At 40.7% G+C, this 19,500-nt stretch carries 17 protein-coding genes and 1 other annotated feature; of the genes, 11 read left to right on the forward strand and 6 right to left on the reverse strand.

Annotated features, from left to right (window positions below; genetic code table 11):
* The first annotated feature begins 38 nt into the window (after positions 1 to 38).
* Complete coding sequence (locus tag BUB11_RS11365; RefSeq protein WP_073029873.1) at positions 39 to 824, forward strand: enoyl-CoA hydratase/isomerase family protein; 786 nt, start codon at positions 39 to 41, stop codon at positions 822 to 824.
* A 146-nt stretch (positions 825 to 970) separates the two neighbouring features.
* Entirely contained in the window at positions 971 to 2,497 is a 1,527-nt protein-coding gene (locus BUB11_RS11370; protein ID WP_073029874.1) for a CapA family protein, read from the forward strand.
* Between the two features lie 80 nt (positions 2,498 to 2,577).
* Here the strand turns inward: BUB11_RS11370 and BUB11_RS11375 are convergent, their stop codons facing one another.
* Positions 2,578 to 4,386, reverse strand: coding sequence for an L-lactate permease (locus BUB11_RS11375; RefSeq protein ID WP_073029875.1), 1,809 nt, complete (start codon positions 4,384 to 4,386; stop codon positions 2,578 to 2,580).
* A 1,054-nt stretch (positions 4,387 to 5,440) separates the two neighbouring features.
* On the opposite strand from BUB11_RS11375, the gene BUB11_RS11380 reads away from it, so the two are divergent.
* The 7 genes from BUB11_RS11380 (at position 5,441) to BUB11_RS11410 (ending at position 12,651) form a co-directional block, all read left to right on the forward strand.
* Positions 5,441 to 5,725: a hypothetical protein gene (locus BUB11_RS11380; protein ID WP_073029876.1), complete on the forward strand. Its 285-nt coding sequence runs from the start codon at positions 5,441 to 5,443 to the stop codon at positions 5,723 to 5,725.
* An 88-nt stretch (positions 5,726 to 5,813) separates the two neighbouring features.
* Positions 5,814 to 6,575: a MerR family transcriptional regulator gene (locus tag BUB11_RS11385; protein ID WP_073029877.1), complete on the forward strand. Its 762-nt coding sequence runs from the start codon at positions 5,814 to 5,816 to the stop codon at positions 6,573 to 6,575.
* A 536-nt stretch (positions 6,576 to 7,111) separates the two neighbouring features.
* A complete protein-coding gene (locus tag BUB11_RS11390) occupies positions 7,112 to 8,326 on the forward strand; it encodes an MFS transporter (protein ID WP_073029878.1) in 1,215 nt (404 codons plus the stop codon).
* 25 nt (positions 8,327 to 8,351) lie between these two features.
* The gene (locus BUB11_RS11395) at positions 8,352 to 8,525 is read left to right on the forward strand and encodes a cyclic nucleotide-binding domain-containing protein (protein WP_242947522.1); all 174 of its coding nucleotides are present in this window, start codon (positions 8,352 to 8,354) and stop codon (positions 8,523 to 8,525) included.
* Positions 8,526 to 8,782: 257 nt separating this feature from the next.
* Positions 8,783 to 9,748 carry an MBL fold metallo-hydrolase gene (locus BUB11_RS11400; protein WP_073029879.1) on the forward strand — a complete coding sequence of 322 codons (966 nt, stop codon included), beginning with the start codon at positions 8,783 to 8,785 and terminating at the stop codon, positions 9,746 to 9,748.
* A 208-nt stretch (positions 9,749 to 9,956) separates the two neighbouring features.
* A complete protein-coding gene (locus BUB11_RS11405) occupies positions 9,957 to 11,348 on the forward strand; it encodes an FAD-binding oxidoreductase (RefSeq protein ID WP_073029880.1) in 1,392 nt (463 codons plus the stop codon).
* Between the two features lie 4 nt (positions 11,349 to 11,352).
* Entirely contained in the window at positions 11,353 to 12,651 is a 1,299-nt protein-coding gene (locus BUB11_RS11410; protein WP_073029881.1) for a (Fe-S)-binding protein, read from the forward strand.
* Positions 12,652 to 12,750: 99 nt separating this feature from the next.
* On the opposite strand, the gene BUB11_RS11415 is transcribed toward BUB11_RS11410, so the two are convergent.
* Positions 12,751 to 12,957, reverse strand: coding sequence for a hypothetical protein (locus tag BUB11_RS11415; protein ID WP_073029882.1), 207 nt, complete (start codon positions 12,955 to 12,957; stop codon positions 12,751 to 12,753).
* A gap of 213 nt (positions 12,958 to 13,170) precedes the next feature.
* Between BUB11_RS11415 and larAH10 the strand changes: the two genes are divergently transcribed.
* Both larAH10 and BUB11_RS11425 read left to right on the forward strand, forming a co-directional pair.
* Positions 13,171 to 14,454: an NPN-dependent 2-hydroxyacid racemase, LarAH10 family gene (larAH10, locus tag BUB11_RS11420; RefSeq protein WP_073029883.1), complete on the forward strand. Its 1,284-nt coding sequence runs from the start codon at positions 13,171 to 13,173 to the stop codon at positions 14,452 to 14,454.
* Positions 14,455 to 14,507: 53 nt separating this feature from the next.
* Positions 14,508 to 14,758, forward strand: a binding site (T-box leader).
* Between the two features lie 95 nt (positions 14,759 to 14,853).
* Positions 14,854 to 15,861 (forward strand): ABC transporter substrate-binding protein, encoded by a 1,008-nt coding sequence (locus BUB11_RS11425; RefSeq protein WP_073029884.1) that lies wholly within the window; start codon positions 14,854 to 14,856, stop codon positions 15,859 to 15,861.
* Between the two features lie 239 nt (positions 15,862 to 16,100).
* Here the strand turns inward: BUB11_RS11425 and BUB11_RS11430 are convergent, their stop codons facing one another.
* From BUB11_RS11430 to BUB11_RS11445, 4 genes are read right to left on the reverse strand one after another with little or no spacing between them, the layout of a single operon-like run.
* A complete protein-coding gene (locus tag BUB11_RS11430) occupies positions 16,101 to 16,796 on the reverse strand; it encodes an ABC transporter ATP-binding protein (protein WP_242947523.1) in 696 nt (231 codons plus the stop codon).
* Positions 16,793 to 17,530 (reverse strand): ABC transporter ATP-binding protein, encoded by a 738-nt coding sequence (locus tag BUB11_RS11435; protein ID WP_073029885.1) that lies wholly within the window; start codon positions 17,528 to 17,530, stop codon positions 16,793 to 16,795. The genes BUB11_RS11430 and BUB11_RS11435 overlap by 4 nt, the downstream gene beginning before the upstream one ends.
* A gap of 1 nt (position 17,531) precedes the next feature.
* Complete coding sequence (locus tag BUB11_RS11440) at positions 17,532 to 18,518, reverse strand: branched-chain amino acid ABC transporter permease (protein WP_084110256.1); 987 nt, start codon at positions 18,516 to 18,518, stop codon at positions 17,532 to 17,534.
* Between the two features lie 16 nt (positions 18,519 to 18,534).
* Complete coding sequence (locus BUB11_RS11445; RefSeq protein ID WP_073029886.1) at positions 18,535 to 19,413, reverse strand: branched-chain amino acid ABC transporter permease; 879 nt, start codon at positions 19,411 to 19,413, stop codon at positions 18,535 to 18,537.
* Positions 19,414 to 19,500 lie beyond the last annotated feature (87 nt).

Below are 19,500 nucleotides of genomic sequence, written 5' to 3' on the forward strand. Positions count from 1 at the left end.
TTCATTCTTACGGTTTCAAGAAAGGTGGAAAGAAAAATATGGATTGGAAAACTGTTAAACTGAAAATTATGGATACTGGAGTTGCGGTACTTACATTGAATCGACCAGACACAATGAATTCAGTCAATGACCAACTTTGTTCAGATGTTCAGGCTGCTTGTAAGGAGGCATCGGAAAATGATGCGGTAAAGATCATCGTCATTACTGGAGCGGGCAAGGGGTGGTCTAGCGGGGGAGATATTTCTATGCTGGCTAAAATAAAAGACCCTATCAGCGCTAAGGAGACCTATGATGCGTCAGGCGCACTTGTAACAGCGATCTATGAAATAAAAAAACCGGTCATAGCGGCACTTAATGGAGTGGTAGCAGGTGCTTCCGTAGCCGCATGTATGGCCTGTGACTTGATTATTGCCTCTGAAAAAGCGCGTATTGGTTTTACCTTTATGCAATTGGCATTTTGTCCGGATAGCGGTGCATCGCATTTTCTGATTCAGAAAGTGGGCTATCATAAAGCTCTTGAATTACTGTGGTTCGGTAAAATCATTAATGCCGAGGAAGCAGAAAAGTTGGGAATAATAAACAAGGTAGTCCCGCATGAAGAGTGCTTACCTGAGGCTATAAGATGGGCAGAAAAGTTAGCTTTGCAACCATTAATGGCAGTTGGCCTGGATAAGAAGCTATTGCGCGAAGCCGGCAAAAATGATTATTATCAACAGACTGAGTTGGAGGCCATGTATCAAGTTCTGACTTGGTCTTCCGAGGATTTCAAAGAAGGGTGTGCGGCATTTGCCGAGAAACGAAAACCCGTGTTTAAGAATAGATGATTAGTCTAGGGAAATAACATAATATACCTAGAATGATTAAAGAAGGACTCGACCTTTTTTTACCAGTACATGATGGAGATAATTGAACACCTTCCTGGAGAATTTAAATTCATGGTGAATTTTTAGTCAAAGGGGAGGTCTCTTTCGTGTCGAATCGATTTCTGGCTATCCTCATGACCCTAACATTAGTTTTAGGATTTCAAGCCCAAGTTCAAGCATCGGATGCATCCGCTCAGCTACAAAACATAGTTGAAGTCAATGCTGATTTTGTAGATATCCAGCATATAATTCCTTCTGTAGATGTAGATATAAAATATGCAACCACGGATAATTTTACACATTCCAAATTATATGATAGTTCTCAGGCGTTTCTTCGCCAAGGAACAACTGAAAAACTTAAAAAAGTTGCTGACGAAGTCGAGAAAAAAGGATACCGACTGAAGATTTGGGATGCCTATAGAACTCCCAAGGCACAGTTTGCAATGTGGAATCTCGTTCCAGATACACGGTATGTCGCAAACCCTTATAAAGGCTACTCCAACCACTCGCGGGGATCTGCTGTTGATTTGACCCTAATTGATATTGAGGGAAATGAACTTGCGATGCCAACCGGATTTGACATTTTTACGTCTGAAGCAGCTCGAGCCAATCAAAACCAAAATGCAAAGTACTTAAAAGAAGTCATGGTCAAGCATGGTTTTAAACCGTTAGCAACCGAGTGGTGGCATTTTGATGACAAAGATACCTATCAACCTGCTAATTCTGTCCGAGTTTCATCGCCCCCAGCTGTACCTCAAAATCAAGAGACGAGTATTACCATTAGCGCCATTGGAGATGTTACACTGGGGCAGGATGAACGCTATTTATTCGCAGGCAGTTTTGATCAGTATTACAAATTAAAAGGTCTCGAATATTTTTTTTCAGGGGCAAGGAAGATTCTGAGCGAGGATGATCTGACTATTGCTAATCTAGAAGGAACTTTGACTGAGGCAACCGAAAAACCTGATAAAAGTTCTCAGGGAAATCGGGCTTTTTTCTTTAAGGGAAATCCCCATTATACAGCTATCTTGAAAGATGGAAGCATTGAAGCAGTAAACCTGGCTAATAACCACAGTATGGACTTTTTAAATAAAGGGTTTACAGATACTGTAGCGACTTTGGATCATGCGGGAATAACCCATTTCGGGGATAAGAAAGTCGCTGTATATGAAAAAAATGGAGTAAAGATAGGATTAATAGGGGTTAATACTTTAGGCCCATTGGAGGAAGGGGTTCTGTCAAAAAACCTGAAGTCTGAACTAAAGGCAAACATCCAGGCTCTCAAAGAAAGAACCTCATTAATTGTAGTAAGTTTTCATTGGGGTATAGAAAACAAACCCAATCCAAAGCAAGAACAACGAGAACTTGGTAAATTCGCTGTTGATCAAGGGGCTGATTTAGTGCTTGGTCATCACCCTCACGTTCTTCAAACGTACGAAATGTATCAGGGAAAGTGCATTGTCTATAGTCTGGGAAACTTTGTATTTGGGGGTAATTCAAATCCTTGGTATAAAAACACTGAGATTTTCCGACAACAATATAGCTTTGTGAATGCTAAACTTGTTGGAACTAGTTCACCTCTTATTATTCCTTGCAGATTATTGTCTAGTTTTAAACCAGAACCTTCAAAATGAGACTGGACGTCGCATCAAAAGGCTCCTCAATAAATACTGAGGAGCCTTTTGGGTGCAGTTTTTAGGTCAAAAGATAGCTGCTATTTTGCTGCAACACGTTTTGAAATGGGATTGTCAAGCTTAGCAAGTCTACTTTTATTTGTTGCAATAATATAAATTGCAGAAGCCCAAACTAATGCAGCAATAATCGTTCCTGCGTTAAAGAACCCTTTTTGCGCTGTATAAAGTATAGAATAACCAACTGCACCTGGAAGTAAAGCGTAGTATGTGAATACGACCAATGTCTTACGGATAACATAGCCTTCTTTTCCAAGGAGGCCTACGACGGCGGCAGCGGCGACAACATTGTGTACGCAGATGACATTTCCTGCTGCACCACCAATGGCTTGAAGAGCTACAATCCAGGTCGGATCAACTCCAATTCGCTCTCCCACGCCAAACTGAAACAAGGAGAACATCATGTTGGAAACGGTGTTACTTCCAGCTACGAAAGCTCCAAGGCCACCAATTAGCGGAGCAAAGATTGGCCATGCGGACCCTGCTAACCCAGCAACAGCTTCAGCAAGAACAATCGGCATTTTGTCGAAGCCTGCTGCGCCGCCTGCGGAATTCATGAACACTTGAACCATGGGGACGGTAAAGATAAGGGCTGAGCCTGCCCCAAGCATTGTTTTTGCTGAACCTTTCCATGCTCTGGCATAAGCTGGACCACTCATTCTATGAATAAAGTAGGTAATGATAGTGACAAAGATAAATGCTGTACCTGGAGAGTAAAGAATTTCCCAAGAGGCTGTAATATTTGTTCCGAAAATTTGAGGCCAAACAAATTTTGCTTTTTTTAGCAGAGTAGCGAATGGCAAGAATGAAACCCTGGTAGCTACAAGGGTCAATCCAATAAGAACATAAGGCATCCAAGCCATCAAGGAACTCATAGTTCCATGCTTCGAAGAAATATCCTTAACTTCGATCGTTCCTGTCCACTCCGGATCCCAATTTTCTTTGGCATCAAAATCCCAAGCTTCGCCTTTTGGCATAAGGAAGCCTTTTTTGGCGGCAGTGACAACAATTGCCAGACCCGTTAATCCACCGATCATAGATGGGAATTCAGGTCCAAGTAGATTGGCTACTAATAGGTAAGGGACTGTCATAGAAAAAGCGGCAAAAAGAGCAAATTTCCAGATTTGTAGGCCTTCACTAAAGGATTTATTCTTACCAAAGAAGCGGGTCATGAAAGCCACGACAAAGAGGGGAATAAAGGCACCTGCAATAAAATGGAGAAGTGCGACTTTAGTGGCAATGGCAAATGCAATAAAGGCGCGCCAGTCAGTATATCCCAGTGAAGTTGCATATTGTACCAATTCAGGTGAATTTAACCCTGTGCTAACACCCACGAGCATGGGTGTTCCTACTGCTCCGAAGGAAACGGGTGTACTCTGAATCATCATTCCGGCTACGACTGCAGCCATAGCAGGGAAGCCAAGTCCAACCATTAGTGGAACAGCTACTGCTGCAGGAGTTCCGAATCCAGAAGAACCCTCAATAAAAGAACCAAAAAGCCAAGCAACAATGATGACTTGAATTCTTCGATCCGTAGTAATTCCTGTAAAGCCCCTGCGAATTGCTTGAAGCCCACCACTTTCTTGTATAGTGTTTAAAAGAAGAATAGAGCCAAAAATAATGTACATGAGAGTAATAGCAGTTATAATTCCATTAACAGTTGCAGCGGCGACTTGGGCCCCGGGAATTTGCCAGATAAAAAGAGCGAGTGCGGCTGCTACGAAATATGAGATCGGCATGGCCTTGCTTGCGGGCCATTTTAACCCGACAAGAAAGATTGCCACAACAGCGATTGGGAGTAGGGAAAGTATAGCTAATAACCCTGTACTCATTTCAAAAACCTCCTAATTTTTTTATAGATAACAATGTTGGTCCCTATTGGAAATATCCAATCACCCCCTTTTTTATCCATGACTTACTCTTCAATACGTTTGAATGGTCAACCCATCAGACCATATGACTTAAAAATATATATATTTTTAAGAGTATAATAATATAATAAACTAAATGCAAAATATTTTCAATAATTGAGTTTATTTTCACTAATAAATAGAGTAAGTTTATTTTAAAATATAATACTTTTTTAAAGTTATTTTATAATTTTAAATTGTCTTTATTAGAAAATAAAAAAACTTTAGATAACGTTTTACTTATAACTTAAAGACAATTGTCAAAATAGATTTAATCTTATAAATAGGAAAATTTTTCATCTGGAAATATAAAATATTGATTATTCTCAATAATCCAGATTAAACAATGTGGTTTTAGTTAATTTTGGAATTTATAATTTGATTTATATCATCTTAAGACTTTTTGGCTGTTTAATTACAATACCTCATACTTGAAGCAGAGTGGCGAAATAACTCGTCAGATGATTCAATACAACTTATCCCTTTTCAAAGCGGGCAGCCTGAGAATAATGATATTCTTGAAAAGCAGAGAGGTAGATCAGTATATCTTTGAACAGCATAAAGACGAAATATCTCGAAAAGGTTTCATAATGACACATATTGAACCGATCGACAATTATGTTGATCGGTATAGGTCCTTATGGTGAAGCAAATGCGGAATATCTTTACTTAATATTTGGTAAAGATAGGATAAAGGTTGTAGAAGGGCAAAGAGCTGTAACGATGACATAAAACTAATAAATCATGAAAGTAATGTTGATTCAACCTCCCAGCAGTACTTCTTTTATGGATAAAGTCTATATGTATGAACTCCTTGGATTAGAGTACCTTGGCTCAGGTCTTAAATAAGATGGCCATGAGGTTTAGCTCTGAAATTTATGCTTGTATCAGGACTATGCGTCTAGCGAATCAAGTGATTTCACACTTTGAAAGATTGAAGAAGTAAATATCTAAATTTAAATAAGGAGGCAGTGCGATGAATCGTTTGGTTCTAATCGTATTTGGAATTGCAGTATTCTTTTCAGGCATAACCTATATTCTAGGGCGATTATTACCAGGAATAAAGAGTGTTAAATATTCACCAGCCCTATTGTGCCTGCTTGGTGGTCTGTATTACCTGTACTTGGCTAAGACAGTGCATAGTGGAGCCGGTTTTGAAGATCTTGCCAATGTGGTCATGTCAATGATGTTTCTTACAGGTTTTGCTTCAGGGCTAGTTACGAGCTTAATCCTAGATTTTTCTCCTAAGTTTAAATCGTAAGTTAGCAAATTAATATTAAAAAATTGCTTAACACCTATTTACATTTACGTTGCGTAAAGGTGTATATTCATTTTAAGGAGGTGATTACGTGGAATACACGGTGCAAAAATTAGGTCGATTAGCAGGTGTCAGCACCCGTACTTTGAGATATTATGATGAGATAGGAATTCTTAAGCCGACGAGAATTAATTCTTCAGGGTATCGCATTTATGGACAAGCTGAAGTTGATCGTTTACAACAGATTCTTTTTTATCGAGAGTTAGGTGTAGGCTTGCAGAGTATTAAAGATATCGTAACGGCCCCTTCTTTCGACGGAACAAAAGCACTGAGAGAACATCGTGAAAAGCTTCTTGAAAAAAGAGAGCAGTTGAATGAGCTGATTGCCAACGTTGACAAAACTATTGCGCTAACTGAGGGAGGAATTATCATGTCGGATAAAGAAAAGTTTGAAGGCTTTAAGCAAAAGCTCGTGGATGACAATGAAGCAAAGTATGGCAAGGAAATCCGCGAAAAATATGGAGATGAGACGGTTAATAAGTCTAATCAAAAAATGAACGGGATGTCTCAAGAAAAATACGACGAAATGACGAAGCTTGCTGCAGAGGTTAATGAAACCCTTTATGCTGCGTTTAAAACAGGCGATCCGGCTGGAGAACTCGCTCAAAAAATTGCAGTGCTCCATCGTCAGTGGCTATGTTATTCTTGGGATAGCTATTCAAAAGAAGCCCATGCTGGACTTGCCCAAATGTATGTAGATGATCCGAGATTTATGGCATACTATGACGAGAAGCAACCGGGCGCTGCAGAATTCCTAAGAGATGCCATCTTCATATATACGGGAACGAAATAAGCTGGACGAATTGCAAGTTAAAGGTTACGCATAAATGCGTAGCCGTTTTTTATCTAAGAAAGTTACATAAGAAAATTTAATAATTGGTTTTCAAATAATTAAGAGTCCCATATTAACAGGAACAAGACAGATCACGTGAAAGGACGAAATAAATGAACAATGATCATAAAAAATTATTAGGGAAGATTTCCGCTTGGGGTCCTCCTGTTCGAGTCAGGGGCATCGCCTATTGTAAATTCGATTTTTTAGAATTATCTTGACTTAGTATCTCAAATAGTTTAGCCTATAGTAGTATTGGTTAAGAAAGGGTGACTATTTAAAAAATGCGCTACTAATTCTTGTTCACACAAAGATTCTTGTTAATATGACGAGTAATTTTTTCGGATAGGATTAGTATGAGCATTTTTAATAAATAATTGGGTTGCTTTGAGGAAAGGTTTTAGGCCTTTTCGTGCTATGCTGTGTTAAGGGTAGGCAACTCAGTTCAATTATTAAGGTGTTTCTGCCTCCTGTCCAAAAATGGATAGGGGGCTTTTATGTTAGATTTAATCCGTAATCGGTTAGTGCAAGCGATTTTAGGATCTGTGTTATTTTTGCAGATTGGAATCTGGGTGCGTAATTTTGCTGTGTTACTCTTTGTCATGGAACAGACGAATGGGGATGCGTTTGCCATCTCTATGATTTCAGTGGCAGAATATGCGCCGATGTTGATTTTCTCGTTTATTGGCGGAACCTTTGCGGACCGTTGGCGTCCTAAGAGAACAATGATCTGGTGTGATGTTCTCAGTGCAGTGTCAGTGTTTGCTGTTTTGCTCACCTTGGTATTGGGTACTTGGAAAGCCGTTTTTTTCACGACAATCATTTCGGCAATCTTATCCCAGTTTTCTATGCCTTCAGGTATGAAGCTGATAAAGGAAAATCTGCCAGCCGAGCAAATACAACCAGTAATGTCAATTTATCAGACGATCTTTACTATCTTTATGATTCTTGGACCAATCCTTGGCACCTTTGTCTATCAGAAGTTTGGAATTATCATCTCCATTGGTGTAATGGGCCTGGCCTTTTTACTCTCGGCGGGTACCTTGACGTTACTGCCTCCAGATCGTGTGAAGGTCGTAGAAAAGACCTGCACAACCCTACGTCAAGAAATGCTGGAAGGTATTCGATATGTAATGGGGAAGAAAATCTTGACACTCTTAGGCTTGTGCTTTTTGGCTGCTGGCTTGGGAGGGGGACTTGTTCAACCCTTAGGAATCTTTCTGGTCACAGAACGGCTTGGCTTGCCAAAAGAGAGTTTGCAATGGCTCTTGACCTTTAACGGAATAGGGATGCTTATAGGTGGAATCGTCGTTATGATTTTTGCTAAAGCCATTGCTCCACAAAAACTCTTGGCCTTTGGGATGTTCATCGCTGCAATCTGTATAGTAATTAGTGGACTTTCGACGATCCCATGGTTGACCTATCTAATAAATTTATTCATGGGACTAGTTCTTCCTTGCATTATGATCGGAATTAACATGATGATGATGCAAAATTCTGAAAATCAGTTTATTGGCCGAGTGAATGGGATTCTGATGCCCTTGTATACCGGAGCTATGGTTTTGTCGATGAGTGTAGCAGGGCTGCTTAAAGAAACCTTTTCTTTAGTAGCTATGTATGAAGCAGCGGGAGTACTGTATATTATTGGATTGTTGTTTCTGTTGCCGTTATTTAAAATGAAGGGTGATAAACCTCATTTTGAACATGGATGAAAGATTTGTTAGAAGGAGAGCCCGCATGGACCTGCTTAAAATGCCTGGAGTTGTTTACTGTGAATTTAAGAAAAAATCATATATTATCCGGCAAGGGGAAAAGGTTGACTCGCTATATTATTTAGTCAGTGGTACCTGCTATCGGACAGCCATCACAGAAAAAGGGGATTACAACAAAAACCAATTATCCAGCGAATGATTGAAGGATAATCCCAATTTTAATCAATAAATCACCCCTTGCGATTAATTGATTATAATCACAAGGGGTGATTTCATTGTTCTTACTTAAAAATATCTTGATGATGTTTAAGACCGAATTAGCTAACAAGACTTAGAGAACGGTTACATCACTGTTAAAACAAGGTATAATACATTAAAGATACTTGTAACGCATTAGTGCCAGTCTTTTATACTAATGTTACCCTTTCGATAGAGAATTAATTTGGAGGCTTTAAAATGATCACTGAAATCTACCCCAATATTTTCAAAAACGAAATACCTCTCCCTAAAAATCCCTTAAAGGCTATCAATAGTTACGTCATTATATCTGAGAGTAGGAATTTGATTATAGATACAGGATTTAACACTGTAGAATGCCAAAGTGAGTTAATGCGGGGCCTAGAAGAGCTAAACATCGACCTAAATAAAACGGATCTCTTTATAACCCATATGCATACTGATCACTCAGGTCTGGCAACTATGCTTAGAAAACAGGGAGTGCACGCTATTTATTTTAGCAAGATTGATGGAGACATTTATAATCAAACTTCCCAAAAGAATGTATTTTTCAAAGTGCTCAACAAACTATTAGGCTTTGAAAGCGAAAGTTTATCTAAGTTTGGCAAAGAGTTTGGGGTTAGAGAGACTGAGATTCTTGAATTCAGCCCCTTATATGAAGGGGAAAAATTAGATATTGGAGATTATAGTTTCGAAGTCGTGGATATACCAGGGCATACACCAGGCCACATCGGTTTGTATGAGAAGAAACATAAGCTGTTTTTTTCAGGAGACCATATATTGGATGAAATAACCCCAAATATAACCTTTTGGGGATTCGAACAGGATATTTTAGCAACCTATTTCAAGAGCTTAAAAAAGGTATTTGAGTATGAAATCGATTATATGTTTACTGCTCATAGAACTATTATCAGGGATCATCGAAAAAGAATTACTGAGCTTCTGAGACATCATGAAGAACGCCTCAATGAGATTAGAGGCATATTAAGAGACGGCGGAAAGACACCTGTTGAAATGGCAGCAACTATGCACTGGGATTTGAGTCATAAGAAATGGGCTGACTTCCCTTTTTCACAGAAATGGTTCGCTTCAGGAGAGGCATTATCACACTTAGAGCATCTGGTACATATTGGACTCGTCGAGCGGATAACTAAAGCAGAAGCGCTCCTTTACGAACTTAAATAATATATCGCCATTCATTGAGATGTAAACCGATACTCTCGATGCGAAAGGCAGCAGTTAATGGTGTTTGACTAATGGGATGGAGACTGGCATTTGTCGGTTTCTATTCTTAATTTTAAAGGATATTAGCTGTAAATAGCGAAATAATATATTATTCTTAGTATAACGAAGAATTCTGTAGAAAAAAGATCCGACTCAAGGAGGGAACAAGTTGAGGCCAGAGATTATTCAGAAACTAAGTGAAATTGTTGGAAAAGACAACTTATATACAGAGTTAGAAGATCTGTATTGTTATACCTATGACGCTTCATTTGTTAAGGCGGATTTTAAGAAGGATTTGGCGGGCGTAGCTGTGTATCCAAGTAACACCGAAGAAGTAGCACAGATAATCAAGCTGGCTAATCAAGAGATGATTCCTGTGGTTCCACGGGGGGCAGGGACAAATGTCAGCGGAGGGACTATTTCTGTAGGGGATTGTATTATCTTGGTTCTTAAAAGAATGAACAAAATACTTGAGATTGACGGCAAAAATTTAATTGCTGTTGTGGAACCCGGCGTCATTACTGGCCAATTACAGAGCGAAGTTGAGCGAATAGGCCTGTTTTATCCCCCAGATCCCGCCAGTCAGGCCTTTTCAACAATGGGCGGCAATGTGGCCGAATGTGCAGGAGGACCGCGTGGCGTGAAATATGGAGTCACTCGAGACTATGTAATCGGGCTCGAGGCAGTACTTCCCACAGGGGAAGTTATTAATACCGGTGGAAGAACAATTAAAAATGTGACCGGGTATGATATGACAAAGTTATTTACTGGTTCAGAGGGGACATTATGTGTCATAACTAAAATCATCGTTAAACTTATTCCATTACCAGAAGCTAAGAGCACTATGATGGCAGTTTTTCCTGAGATTGTTCAAGCCTGTGAAACGGTATCAGAAATCATTGCTACGGGACTAGTTCCCTGTTCACTCGAATTGTTGGACAACATTTACATTAGAAATATTGAGGAATATGCTAAAGTTGGACTGCCCACAGAGGCGGGTGCTGTGCTCTTAATAGAAGTTGATGGGGACTCGGAAATATTGGCGAAACAGATTGGAAAGATAGAGAAAATCTGCAGTCGATTAGGAGCAGTCCAGATCAGGGTTGCCAAGACTAAAGAGGAAGCAGAAGAATTATGGCGCGCGCGCCGCTCGGCCTTTGCAGCCGTGTCGAGGTTAAGACCGACCATTATCGGTGAAGATGCGACGGTTCCGCGCAGCAGTATTCCGGCCGCTGTGAACCGTATTCAAGAAATCGCGGCTAAATATAACATTATTGTTGCGATACTGGGACATGCCGGAGATGGCAACTTGCATGCCACCATCCTTACTGATGAGACGGATCTAGAAGAGATGGCAAGGGTCGAAAAGGCCATCGACGAGATCTTTATAGCTACAGTAGAACTGGGTGGTTCATTAAGCGGTGAGCATGGTATCGGTAGGGCGAAATCAAAGTTCATTACCATTCAGACTGGGGAGGTTGGACTGGAAGTTCAACGTCAAATTAAACAAGCACTTGATCCTAATAATATCTTGAACCCTGGCGTAATGTTTGGAGCGTGATGAAATGGATCGTTCATTAGAGTCTTGGCAGAAAGAAGTTATCCGATGTATTCGTTGCGGTGCCTGCCAAAATGTCTGTCCTGTTTTTAAAGAGTTGCAGGCAGAGTCCACAGTCGCCAGAGGGCGAGTTAAGCTCATTCGAGGAGTCATAAGTAAAGACTTAGATTTAACGGATGGTTTTATTGATAAGATGTCGTTGTGCTTGATGTGCAAGGCTTGCGTTGTGAACTGTCCGAGCGGGGTGAAAGTTGACAAGCTAGTAGAAGCGGCCCGTAAGGAGATCGCAGAGAAGAAAGGACTTTCTCCGTTTAAAAATCTAATCTTTCGCTTAGTTTTAAAAAACCGTTGGGTATTTAACACGGGAATGAGGACCGGACGAATTTTTCAAGGCTTAGTCTTCCGGAAAGGGCCTAATGGGCAAGGAATGCTGCCCAGAATGTCCTTGGGAATAGACAAGAGAAGACTCCTCTCTCCCCTCGCTCAAAAACCGTTTAAGAGCATGTATCCCGGAGTAGTTAAAGTCTCTGAAGCAACCATGAGGGTAGCTTTTTTTACTGGGTGCATGATCAACTACATTTATACAGATACCGGTCGGGCAGTTATCAACGTCCTTAATCAAAATGGAGTGGAAGTTATAATTCCTTCTCTCCAAAACTGCTGTGGTACTCCTGTTCGGATTAATGGGGACTATGAAACTGCTAAAACAATGGCGAGGGCAAATATAGATGTTTTCCTGAAAGAAAAGGTTGATGCTGTTGTCGTGGCTTGTGGCACGTGTGGTTTAAGCCTGAAGGAGGAGTATGCTGAGTTACTTAAGGATGATCCGAACTATGTTGAAAAGGCCAAGAAGCTAGGGTCCATGGTCAAAGATTTCACAGAACTGGTGGTTTCTTTGGAGGGATTTGAGGGAAAAATGGGTCGGTTACCAGTAAAAGTCACTTACCACGATCCTTGTCACCTCGTCAGAGGGTTGAAAGTCAAAGAACAACCCAGACAGATTATCAGAAGTATTCCTGGCGTGATTTTTGAAGAAATGACTAAAGCAGATACCTGCTGTGGCAGTGGGGGTTCTTTCAGCTTATATCACTACGAACTTTCGACTAAAATCAATGATTATAAAGTGGAATCTGTTCATCAAACAGGGGCAGAGATATTGGCTACAGGGTGCTCTGCCTGTCGAATGCATATTGAGGACGGCCTGAATCGCCAAGGGATTCCAATGCAGGTGATGCATACTGCGCAACTATTGGAAATGGCTTACGAAGCCAAAGGACTTACTGCGGAAAAATTGATGAAGATATAAGGTGTAACAAAAAGTCGCTTAAACCAATGGTTTTAAGCGACTATGGGCTAAGTCTCTTTAAAACTCCATTCCACAAGTAATTCTGTGTTCTTGAACATCTTAGTTATTTTCTTTGTGCGTAGTCGTAATTGCAAGGATTACAATGATTGCAATTAGGCCTGCCACAATGTAGACACGAATTCTTACAGGGACTCCATTGCTTGACATGGCACTGTCAGCCGCAGCTAAAACTGGAGCAACGCTAGCTAATAATGTGAATAATGTTGCCAGAATGACCGCATACGCTTTTGATAAAATTGTCTTCATATTTTTATTCACACCCCTTTTAAAACTATCCCTTTGTGACAAACTACCCTTAGTAACTTTTTTCACTTCCTTTCACTTTTTAATACAATATATAGTTAAGCTTTATTTTATGTGTATATGAATAATCTGGACTAAGATGCAGATGATGGAAATACAGATGCCGCTGCCTATTATGGAAACTACAGTTTTAGATCGCAGGGAGGAGATTAAAGGATGAATAGATTTGAGGTTGCCTATGGTAAAGAAACGCTGTCCTTTTTGCTTCCGTCTTCCGTGAACGCTATGGAGATTGAAGCAAAAGCTAGTCAGCCAATTTTAGATATAGAACAGGCGATTCTTCAAGCTGTTGGCCATCCACTTGGAACGGCTCCACTTATTGAGGTGGTAAAACCAGGAGACAAAGTAGTTATTGTAGTTAGTGACCATACTAGACTATGGGTACGGACGGATGTTCTTTTGCCGGTGTTACTCGATGTTTTAAATATGGCAGGAATACCGGATAAGGACATTTCTCTTGTAACGGCTACTGGGGATCACCGCTTGCTGACATTAGAAGAACATACGGCAATTTGTGGAGCAAAGGTTCTAGAGAGGGTTCCTGTCTTCGATCATGAGTGTCAATCTCAAGATTTGGTTGATTTAGGTTTATCCACCCAAGGTACCCCCATCAAGATCAATCGTCGGGTATGGGAAGCGGACAAGGTAATTCTTACCGGAGGAATAGCCTATCATTTGCTGGCAGGTTTTGGTGGCGGACGTAAGTCAATTGCTCCTGGGGTCTGTGGCTACGAGATGATCCAAAAAAACCATGCTTTGGCGCTTAAAGAAGCAGGGCCCTCAGGACTTAATCCAAACATTCAGACCGGAAAAATGGAGGGCAATCCAGTTGCAGAGGATATGTTAGAAATCGCTCGTCTAGTAGGCGTAGATTTCATCCTTAATGTCGTTGTTAACGAGAAGAAAGAGTTTGTCTATATTGCGGCGGGTGAGTTGCATCAGGCTCATTTAGCGGGGTGCAGGGTAACCGAAGAAATCTTCGGCATTGAGATCAAAGAAAAAGCTGATTTAGTTATTGTTTCAAGCGGTGGGTATCCTAAAGATATTCAACTTTACCAATCAATTAAAGCTTTAGATAATGCTACTTACGCTGTGAAAGAGGGTGGCATTATTATCTTGGTTAGTGAATGCTCAGATGGGATAGGTTCTCAACCTTTTCAGGATTATTTTAAATATGGCGAGGTAGAGGATATGAGTGCTAGACTCCATGCTGACTTTACTATGCCTGGTTTTGTAAGTTTGAGAACAGCGAGCATTTGCAGAAAGACACCAGTTATTTTGATTAGTTCTCTACCAGAAGATGTGGTAAAACTGGTGAAGATGGTTCCTGCCCATTCTCCAGCAGAGGCATGGCAATTAGCAACCCAAATGCTTGGTCAGCAACCTAAATCCATCTATGTAATGCCTCACGGTGGAAACACCTTTCCGATTATGAGCTAGGGCATAATATTTCTAAATGGTATTGAATTTATGGTATAAGGGTGTTATTATCATATAAACCGTTGAAGGGGAAGTAAAACCGCATGACCAACCTCACAGAGAGTCGAGTAAGGTGGAAGCTCGGCAGGTAATGGAGCGGGTAAATGGGCCCCAGAGGGTGGAACGAAAAAGCTCAGGCTTTAGTAGTTACCAACGCAGAGCCAGCGTTATCGGGCTAAGAGTGTGTTGGCACTCTGTATGAGGGGATGCATTATTATTTATGCATTAACTAAGGTGGTACCGCAGATTAACGTCTGTCCTTATTTTAAGGATAGACGTTTTATTTTTATCTTCACCGTTCTGTTTGTAAGAACAGAACATGCAGTTGCCAGAAATATTAAATAGAAGAGAGGTATTTTAATGAAAAAGCAATTGGCAAGAATGATGATTTCCGTAATAATGACCATGACCTTATTGATTTCTTTAACGGCCTGCTCACCAAGTAAAACTGAAACCCCTGATAAGACTTCAGCAAAGAAGACTATCGGTATCGTCCAAATTGTAGAACATCCCTCATTGAATACTATCAAAGAATCTATTGTCAATCAGTTACAGGAGAAAGGGTTTAAAGATGGTGAGACTATTTCAATAGATTATCAGAATGCCCAAGGTGATCAGTCTACGCTAAAGACAATCGTCACTAAATTTGTAAACAATAAATATGACCTTATCATCGCTATTGCTACACCCTCAGCACAGGCTGCTGTAAGTCAAACAAAGGATATTCCCGTGCTTTTCGCGGCTTGTGCTGATCCTTTGGGATCAGGAGTCGTGACTAATCTTGAAAAACCAGGCGGTAATGTAACGGGTACCTCAAATGCTGTTTCTGCTGAGAAAATAATGGAGTTGGCCAAGCGGATCACCCCGAATTTTGAAACCATTGGCGCATTATACAATTCAAGTGAAACCAATTCCCTATCTGTAATTAAAAATCTAAAGGAGTATGCTAGTAAAAATAATCTAACGATTATCGAATCGACCGTGACCAGTTCCGCTGATGTACAGCAGGCTGTCACATCTCTGGTAGGTAAAGTCGATGTTCTCTTCTCACCCAATGATAACACAGTTGCTTCTGCGATGCCCTTAGTAGCCCAAATTGCCAATAACGCCAAGCTGCCTGTATATGTGGCAGCCGATTCAATGGTTAAGGATGGGGGGCTGGCAACCTACGGTATAGACTATACTGTGCTTGGGAAAGAGACTGCCGACATGGCTGTAGAGATCTTAAATGGAAAGAACCCTGGGGATATTCCAGTCATGACCATGTCTGATATGCAGATTTATGCCAATAAAGACACAGCAAAGGCTATCGGAATTAATCTGCCGGATGATGTGTTAAAAGAGGCAGCTCAGATTTTCGGGAATTAAGGAAATTAAACTGCCTAAATAGTGGTATAAAGAATAAGGGGCCTTCCAAACTTCAAGGTGAAGCGATGGAAGGCCTTTGCATTAGATAGTTTAATTGTAAAGAACAGTTCCATTTGCTCCGTAGAGGCATAGAGAGATGTTCTTTACTTATAGAAAAATATAAGTAGACCGAGGCGCAATGAACAGCCTCGGTCTATCTTAAAAAGTGGATATTTTACAGATAATAATGCAATTGTTCCTTATACCAATAAATACTTCGAACGAACTTCTTCATTTTCGGCTAACTCATCTACGGTACCTTCAAAGCGTACCTGTCCTCGTTCAAGAACATAACACCTATCAGCTAATTTTAAAGCAGATTTGAGGTTTTGTTCGGCTAAAAGAATCGATATCCCGGTTGAACGAAGCTGAATAATTTGTTCTTCCAATTCCCTAACGATCAATGGCGCTAGACCTTCGGTAGGTTCATCTAAAATCAGAAGCTCTGGATTTCCAAGCAAGGCCCTGGCAATACTTAACATTTGCTGTTCTCCTCCACTTAAGTTCCCACCCCGTCGGTTTTCTGTTCTTTTGAGTACAGGAAATAACTCGTGGACTTTGGCCAAATTCCAAACCCCTGTTTTGATGCCATCGGCAATCTCGAGATTTTCACGCACAGACAAGTCTGCAAAAATCCTGCGGTCATCAGGGACAAAGCTAATCCCTAATTTAACCATCCGCTTAGTAGGGGTTTTCGCAATGTCTTGTCCTTTAAAATAGATTTGTCCGGATTTTGGCGGGGTAATTCCAATAATACTCTTGAGAGTCGTTGTCTTTCCGACCCCGTTACGACCAAGTAAGGATACGACCTCTCCTTGATTGACCTTTAAAGATAAACCAAACAGAACATGGCTTAATCCGTAGTAGGTATGAATGTCTCTAACGTCTAACATCATCCAGTTTCCCCCAAATAGGCATTTTGCACAGATTTATCATTTCTGATGTCTTGTGGCAGACCTTGAGCAATTGTTTTACCTTGGTGAAGTACCATTATTTTTTGGGCAACATCAAAAACTAATTCCATATCGTGTTCAGTAAGCAGTATTGTAAGGCCTTTTTCACGAGATAGGTGCTTAATAAGATTGACAATTCTGCGGGTTTCTTCTGATGACATTCCAGCTGTAGGCTCATCTAATAGAAGGAGTTCAGGTTTGCTCCCCAAGGCAATGGCAATTTCTAGGACCTTTTGGTCCCCATAAGATAAAGCACTGCACGAACGATCTTTAAAATCAAACAATTCGAAACTGTCCAGAATTTCCAATGTCTCTTCAATAAAAAGTTTTTTTGCAGGTCTGAAAAAGTTTTGATCTAAGCGATGTTTAGCAATGACTGAAGCTTGCACATTTTCAAAAACCGTAAGACTTGAGAAGATATTGATCAATTGAAAAGACCTGGCCATTCCTCTATGGCAGATTTTATAGGGAGCCATACTCGTGATTTCTTTACCCTGAAATCGGATATGGCCGGAGTCCGCCTGCAAGTGTCCAGTTATTAAATTAAATAACGTGGATTTTCCTGCGCCATTAGGACCAATAACTGCTACAACTTCACCCTTTGGAACCAAAAGGTTAGCATCTGAAATGGCTTGAAATCCATCGAACGATTTCTTGAGCTGTTCAACCTGAAGCATATTAATTTCCTCCTCTCTTATCCTGGCTTTTGTTATAAATCTCCATAAGATAACCAAGAATACCTTGAGGCAAGAACAATACCAGAAGGAGTAACAGCAGTCCAAGGACAAGAAGCCAGTACTCTGTGTACAGACCAACAACCATAGATAAAAGGACTAAAATACCTGCACCCAACATTGGACCCATAAATACAGTGAGTCCACCCATTAAACACATAATCAGAACCTCTGCCGATTCGCTCCAAAATAAAAGAGAAGGGGCAACAGAACGTTCAACTAAGACAAATAAGACACCTGCAATTCCTGCAAAGAATCCGGCAATTACAAAGGCTGTCAAGCGATGCCTTTTGACATTGACACCAACACTTTCAGAGCGAACAGGGTTATCACGAGTAGCAAGTAACATGAGACCAAAAGGGGATTCGGTGATTATATATAGAATTATTAAAGAAATGACTAGAATTAAAAGAGTTGCATAATAGACAGAATTGATTGAGGTAAGGAATTCCGGAACAGGTATTGCATGAATTCCGTTATCTCCATTGGTTAGTGCATTCCAGCGATAGACAATGGCCCAAACCAATTGACCTAGTGCCAGTGTAAGCATACCGAAATACAGGCCTCTTAAACGTACACAAAACCATCCAATCACTAAAGCTATGAGTGCAGCAACCAGAGGGGCGAGCAAGACGGCAACAGCAAATGGCCAAGAAGTTTTGGTTGTAACGATCGCCACTGTATAGGCGCCCACTCCGAAAAAAACGCCATGGTGGAGATGAAGCAGTCCACCGTATCCCAGAACCAAATTCAAACTTGTGGCGAGTAAAGCCGTTGTAAAAACAGTGGCTAGCAAGTAGACATAATATTGGGTTAGAAACCCAGGGGCTAGCAAAAGGACTATAATGCCGACTGCTGCTATACCCAGGCCTAGATAGGTATTAAACTTTCCCTTCGGATTTTCAATTAACTTCAAATTATTCGTGGACATATCTGTGTTCCTTTCTCTACCAGGCAGATTTTAGTAAACCAGAAGGTCGTAGGATAAGGAGAACACCCGCTATAATATAAGGAATTATAATAGCAACTCCAGGGATAAATAATATCCCAAAGGCCTCCCCAACTCCCATAATAATTGAACTAATGAGTGCGCCCCATATATTGCCCAGGCCACCTACTACCACTATTAAGAAGGCATAAATGATAATACTGGCATCCATACCCATGGAGATGGTGGTTGTTGGAGCAATTAAAGCTCCTCCCAGGCCGGCAAGCCACCCACCTAGCGCAAAAACCATAGCAAATACCTTGGTACTGTTAATACCTAAGACATCCACCATTTCGCGGTCCGTAGCTGTTGCACGACAAATCTTACCTAGATTAGTTTTGGATAAGAAGAACCATAAACCGAGTGCAACAACAGGTCCGACAACCAGCAAGAAAGCATTATACCAGGGAAGAGAAGCCCCCCATAGATTAAAGGAACCCCTTAAAGCTTCAGGAATATGCATAGATTTATATTCTGTTCCCCAAATTATTTTGACCAGATCCCCCGCGATAAGCACAAGCGAATAAGTCAATAGCATCTGTATTAAATGATCCCTGTTATAGATAAATCTGAGCAACCCGCGTTCGATCACCAAACTAATGAACATGACTGCGATAGGGGCAACCAGCAGGGCTAACCAAAAGCCATAAGGACCTTGTCCAAATAGAGTTGAGACTGAATAAGCAATAAATGCACCTACCATATAAAGTGCACCGTGAGCAAAATTAGTAATTCTTAGGACCCCAAAGATGAGAGTGAGTCCTGCAGAAACAATAAAGAAAATCATTCCGCGACTTAGTCCAATGAAAAACTGACTAGCGAGTGTAGCAAAATCCATGGGTTAATCTCCCCCGTCATTAATGATTGCATAAATGGGCGGTACCTAGCAGCACCGCCCATTATTTATCCCGTTATTTCTTAATTA

The organism is Desulfosporosinus lacus DSM 15449, from assembly GCF_900129935.1.
Classification (GTDB): Bacteria; Bacillota; Desulfitobacteriia; order Desulfitobacteriales; family Desulfitobacteriaceae; genus Desulfosporosinus; species Desulfosporosinus lacus.

What these genes read in the sequence shown, in the direction of transcription:
- BUB11_RS11365 (WP_073029873.1), top strand. Translation starts at nt 39, where the DNA reads ATGGATTGGAAAACTGTTAAACTGAAAATTATGGATACTGGAGTTGCG.
- BUB11_RS11375 (WP_073029875.1), bottom strand. Translation starts at nt 4,386, where the DNA reads ATGAGTACAGGGTTATTAGCTATACTTTCCCTACTCCCAATCGCTGTT.
- BUB11_RS11380 (WP_073029876.1), top strand. Translation starts at nt 5,441, where the DNA reads ATGAATCGTTTGGTTCTAATCGTATTTGGAATTGCAGTATTCTTTTCA.
- BUB11_RS11390 (WP_073029878.1), top strand. Translation starts at nt 7,112, where the DNA reads ATGTTAGATTTAATCCGTAATCGGTTAGTGCAAGCGATTTTAGGATCT.
- BUB11_RS11395 (WP_242947522.1), top strand. Translation starts at nt 8,352, where the DNA reads ATGGACCTGCTTAAAATGCCTGGAGTTGTTTACTGTGAATTTAAGAAA.
- BUB11_RS11400 (WP_073029879.1), top strand. Translation starts at nt 8,783, where the DNA reads ATGATCACTGAAATCTACCCCAATATTTTCAAAAACGAAATACCTCTC.
- BUB11_RS11410 (WP_073029881.1), top strand. Translation starts at nt 11,353, where the DNA reads ATGGATCGTTCATTAGAGTCTTGGCAGAAAGAAGTTATCCGATGTATT.
- BUB11_RS11415 (WP_073029882.1), bottom strand. Translation starts at nt 12,957, where the DNA reads ATGAAGACAATTTTATCAAAAGCGTATGCGGTCATTCTGGCAACATTA.
- larAH10 (WP_073029883.1), top strand. Translation starts at nt 13,171, where the DNA reads ATGAATAGATTTGAGGTTGCCTATGGTAAAGAAACGCTGTCCTTTTTG.
- BUB11_RS11425 (WP_073029884.1), top strand. Translation starts at nt 14,854, where the DNA reads ATGAAAAAGCAATTGGCAAGAATGATGATTTCCGTAATAATGACCATG.
- BUB11_RS11430 (WP_242947523.1), bottom strand. Translation starts at nt 16,796, where the DNA reads ATGATGTTAGACGTTAGAGACATTCATACCTACTACGGATTAAGCCAT.
- BUB11_RS11435 (WP_073029885.1), bottom strand. Translation starts at nt 17,530, where the DNA reads ATGCTTCAGGTTGAACAGCTCAAGAAATCGTTCGATGGATTTCAAGCC.
- BUB11_RS11440 (WP_084110256.1), bottom strand. Translation starts at nt 18,518, where the DNA reads ATGTCCACGAATAATTTGAAGTTAATTGAAAATCCGAAGGGAAAGTTT.
- BUB11_RS11445 (WP_073029886.1), bottom strand. Translation starts at nt 19,413, where the DNA reads ATGGATTTTGCTACACTCGCTAGTCAGTTTTTCATTGGACTAAGTCGC.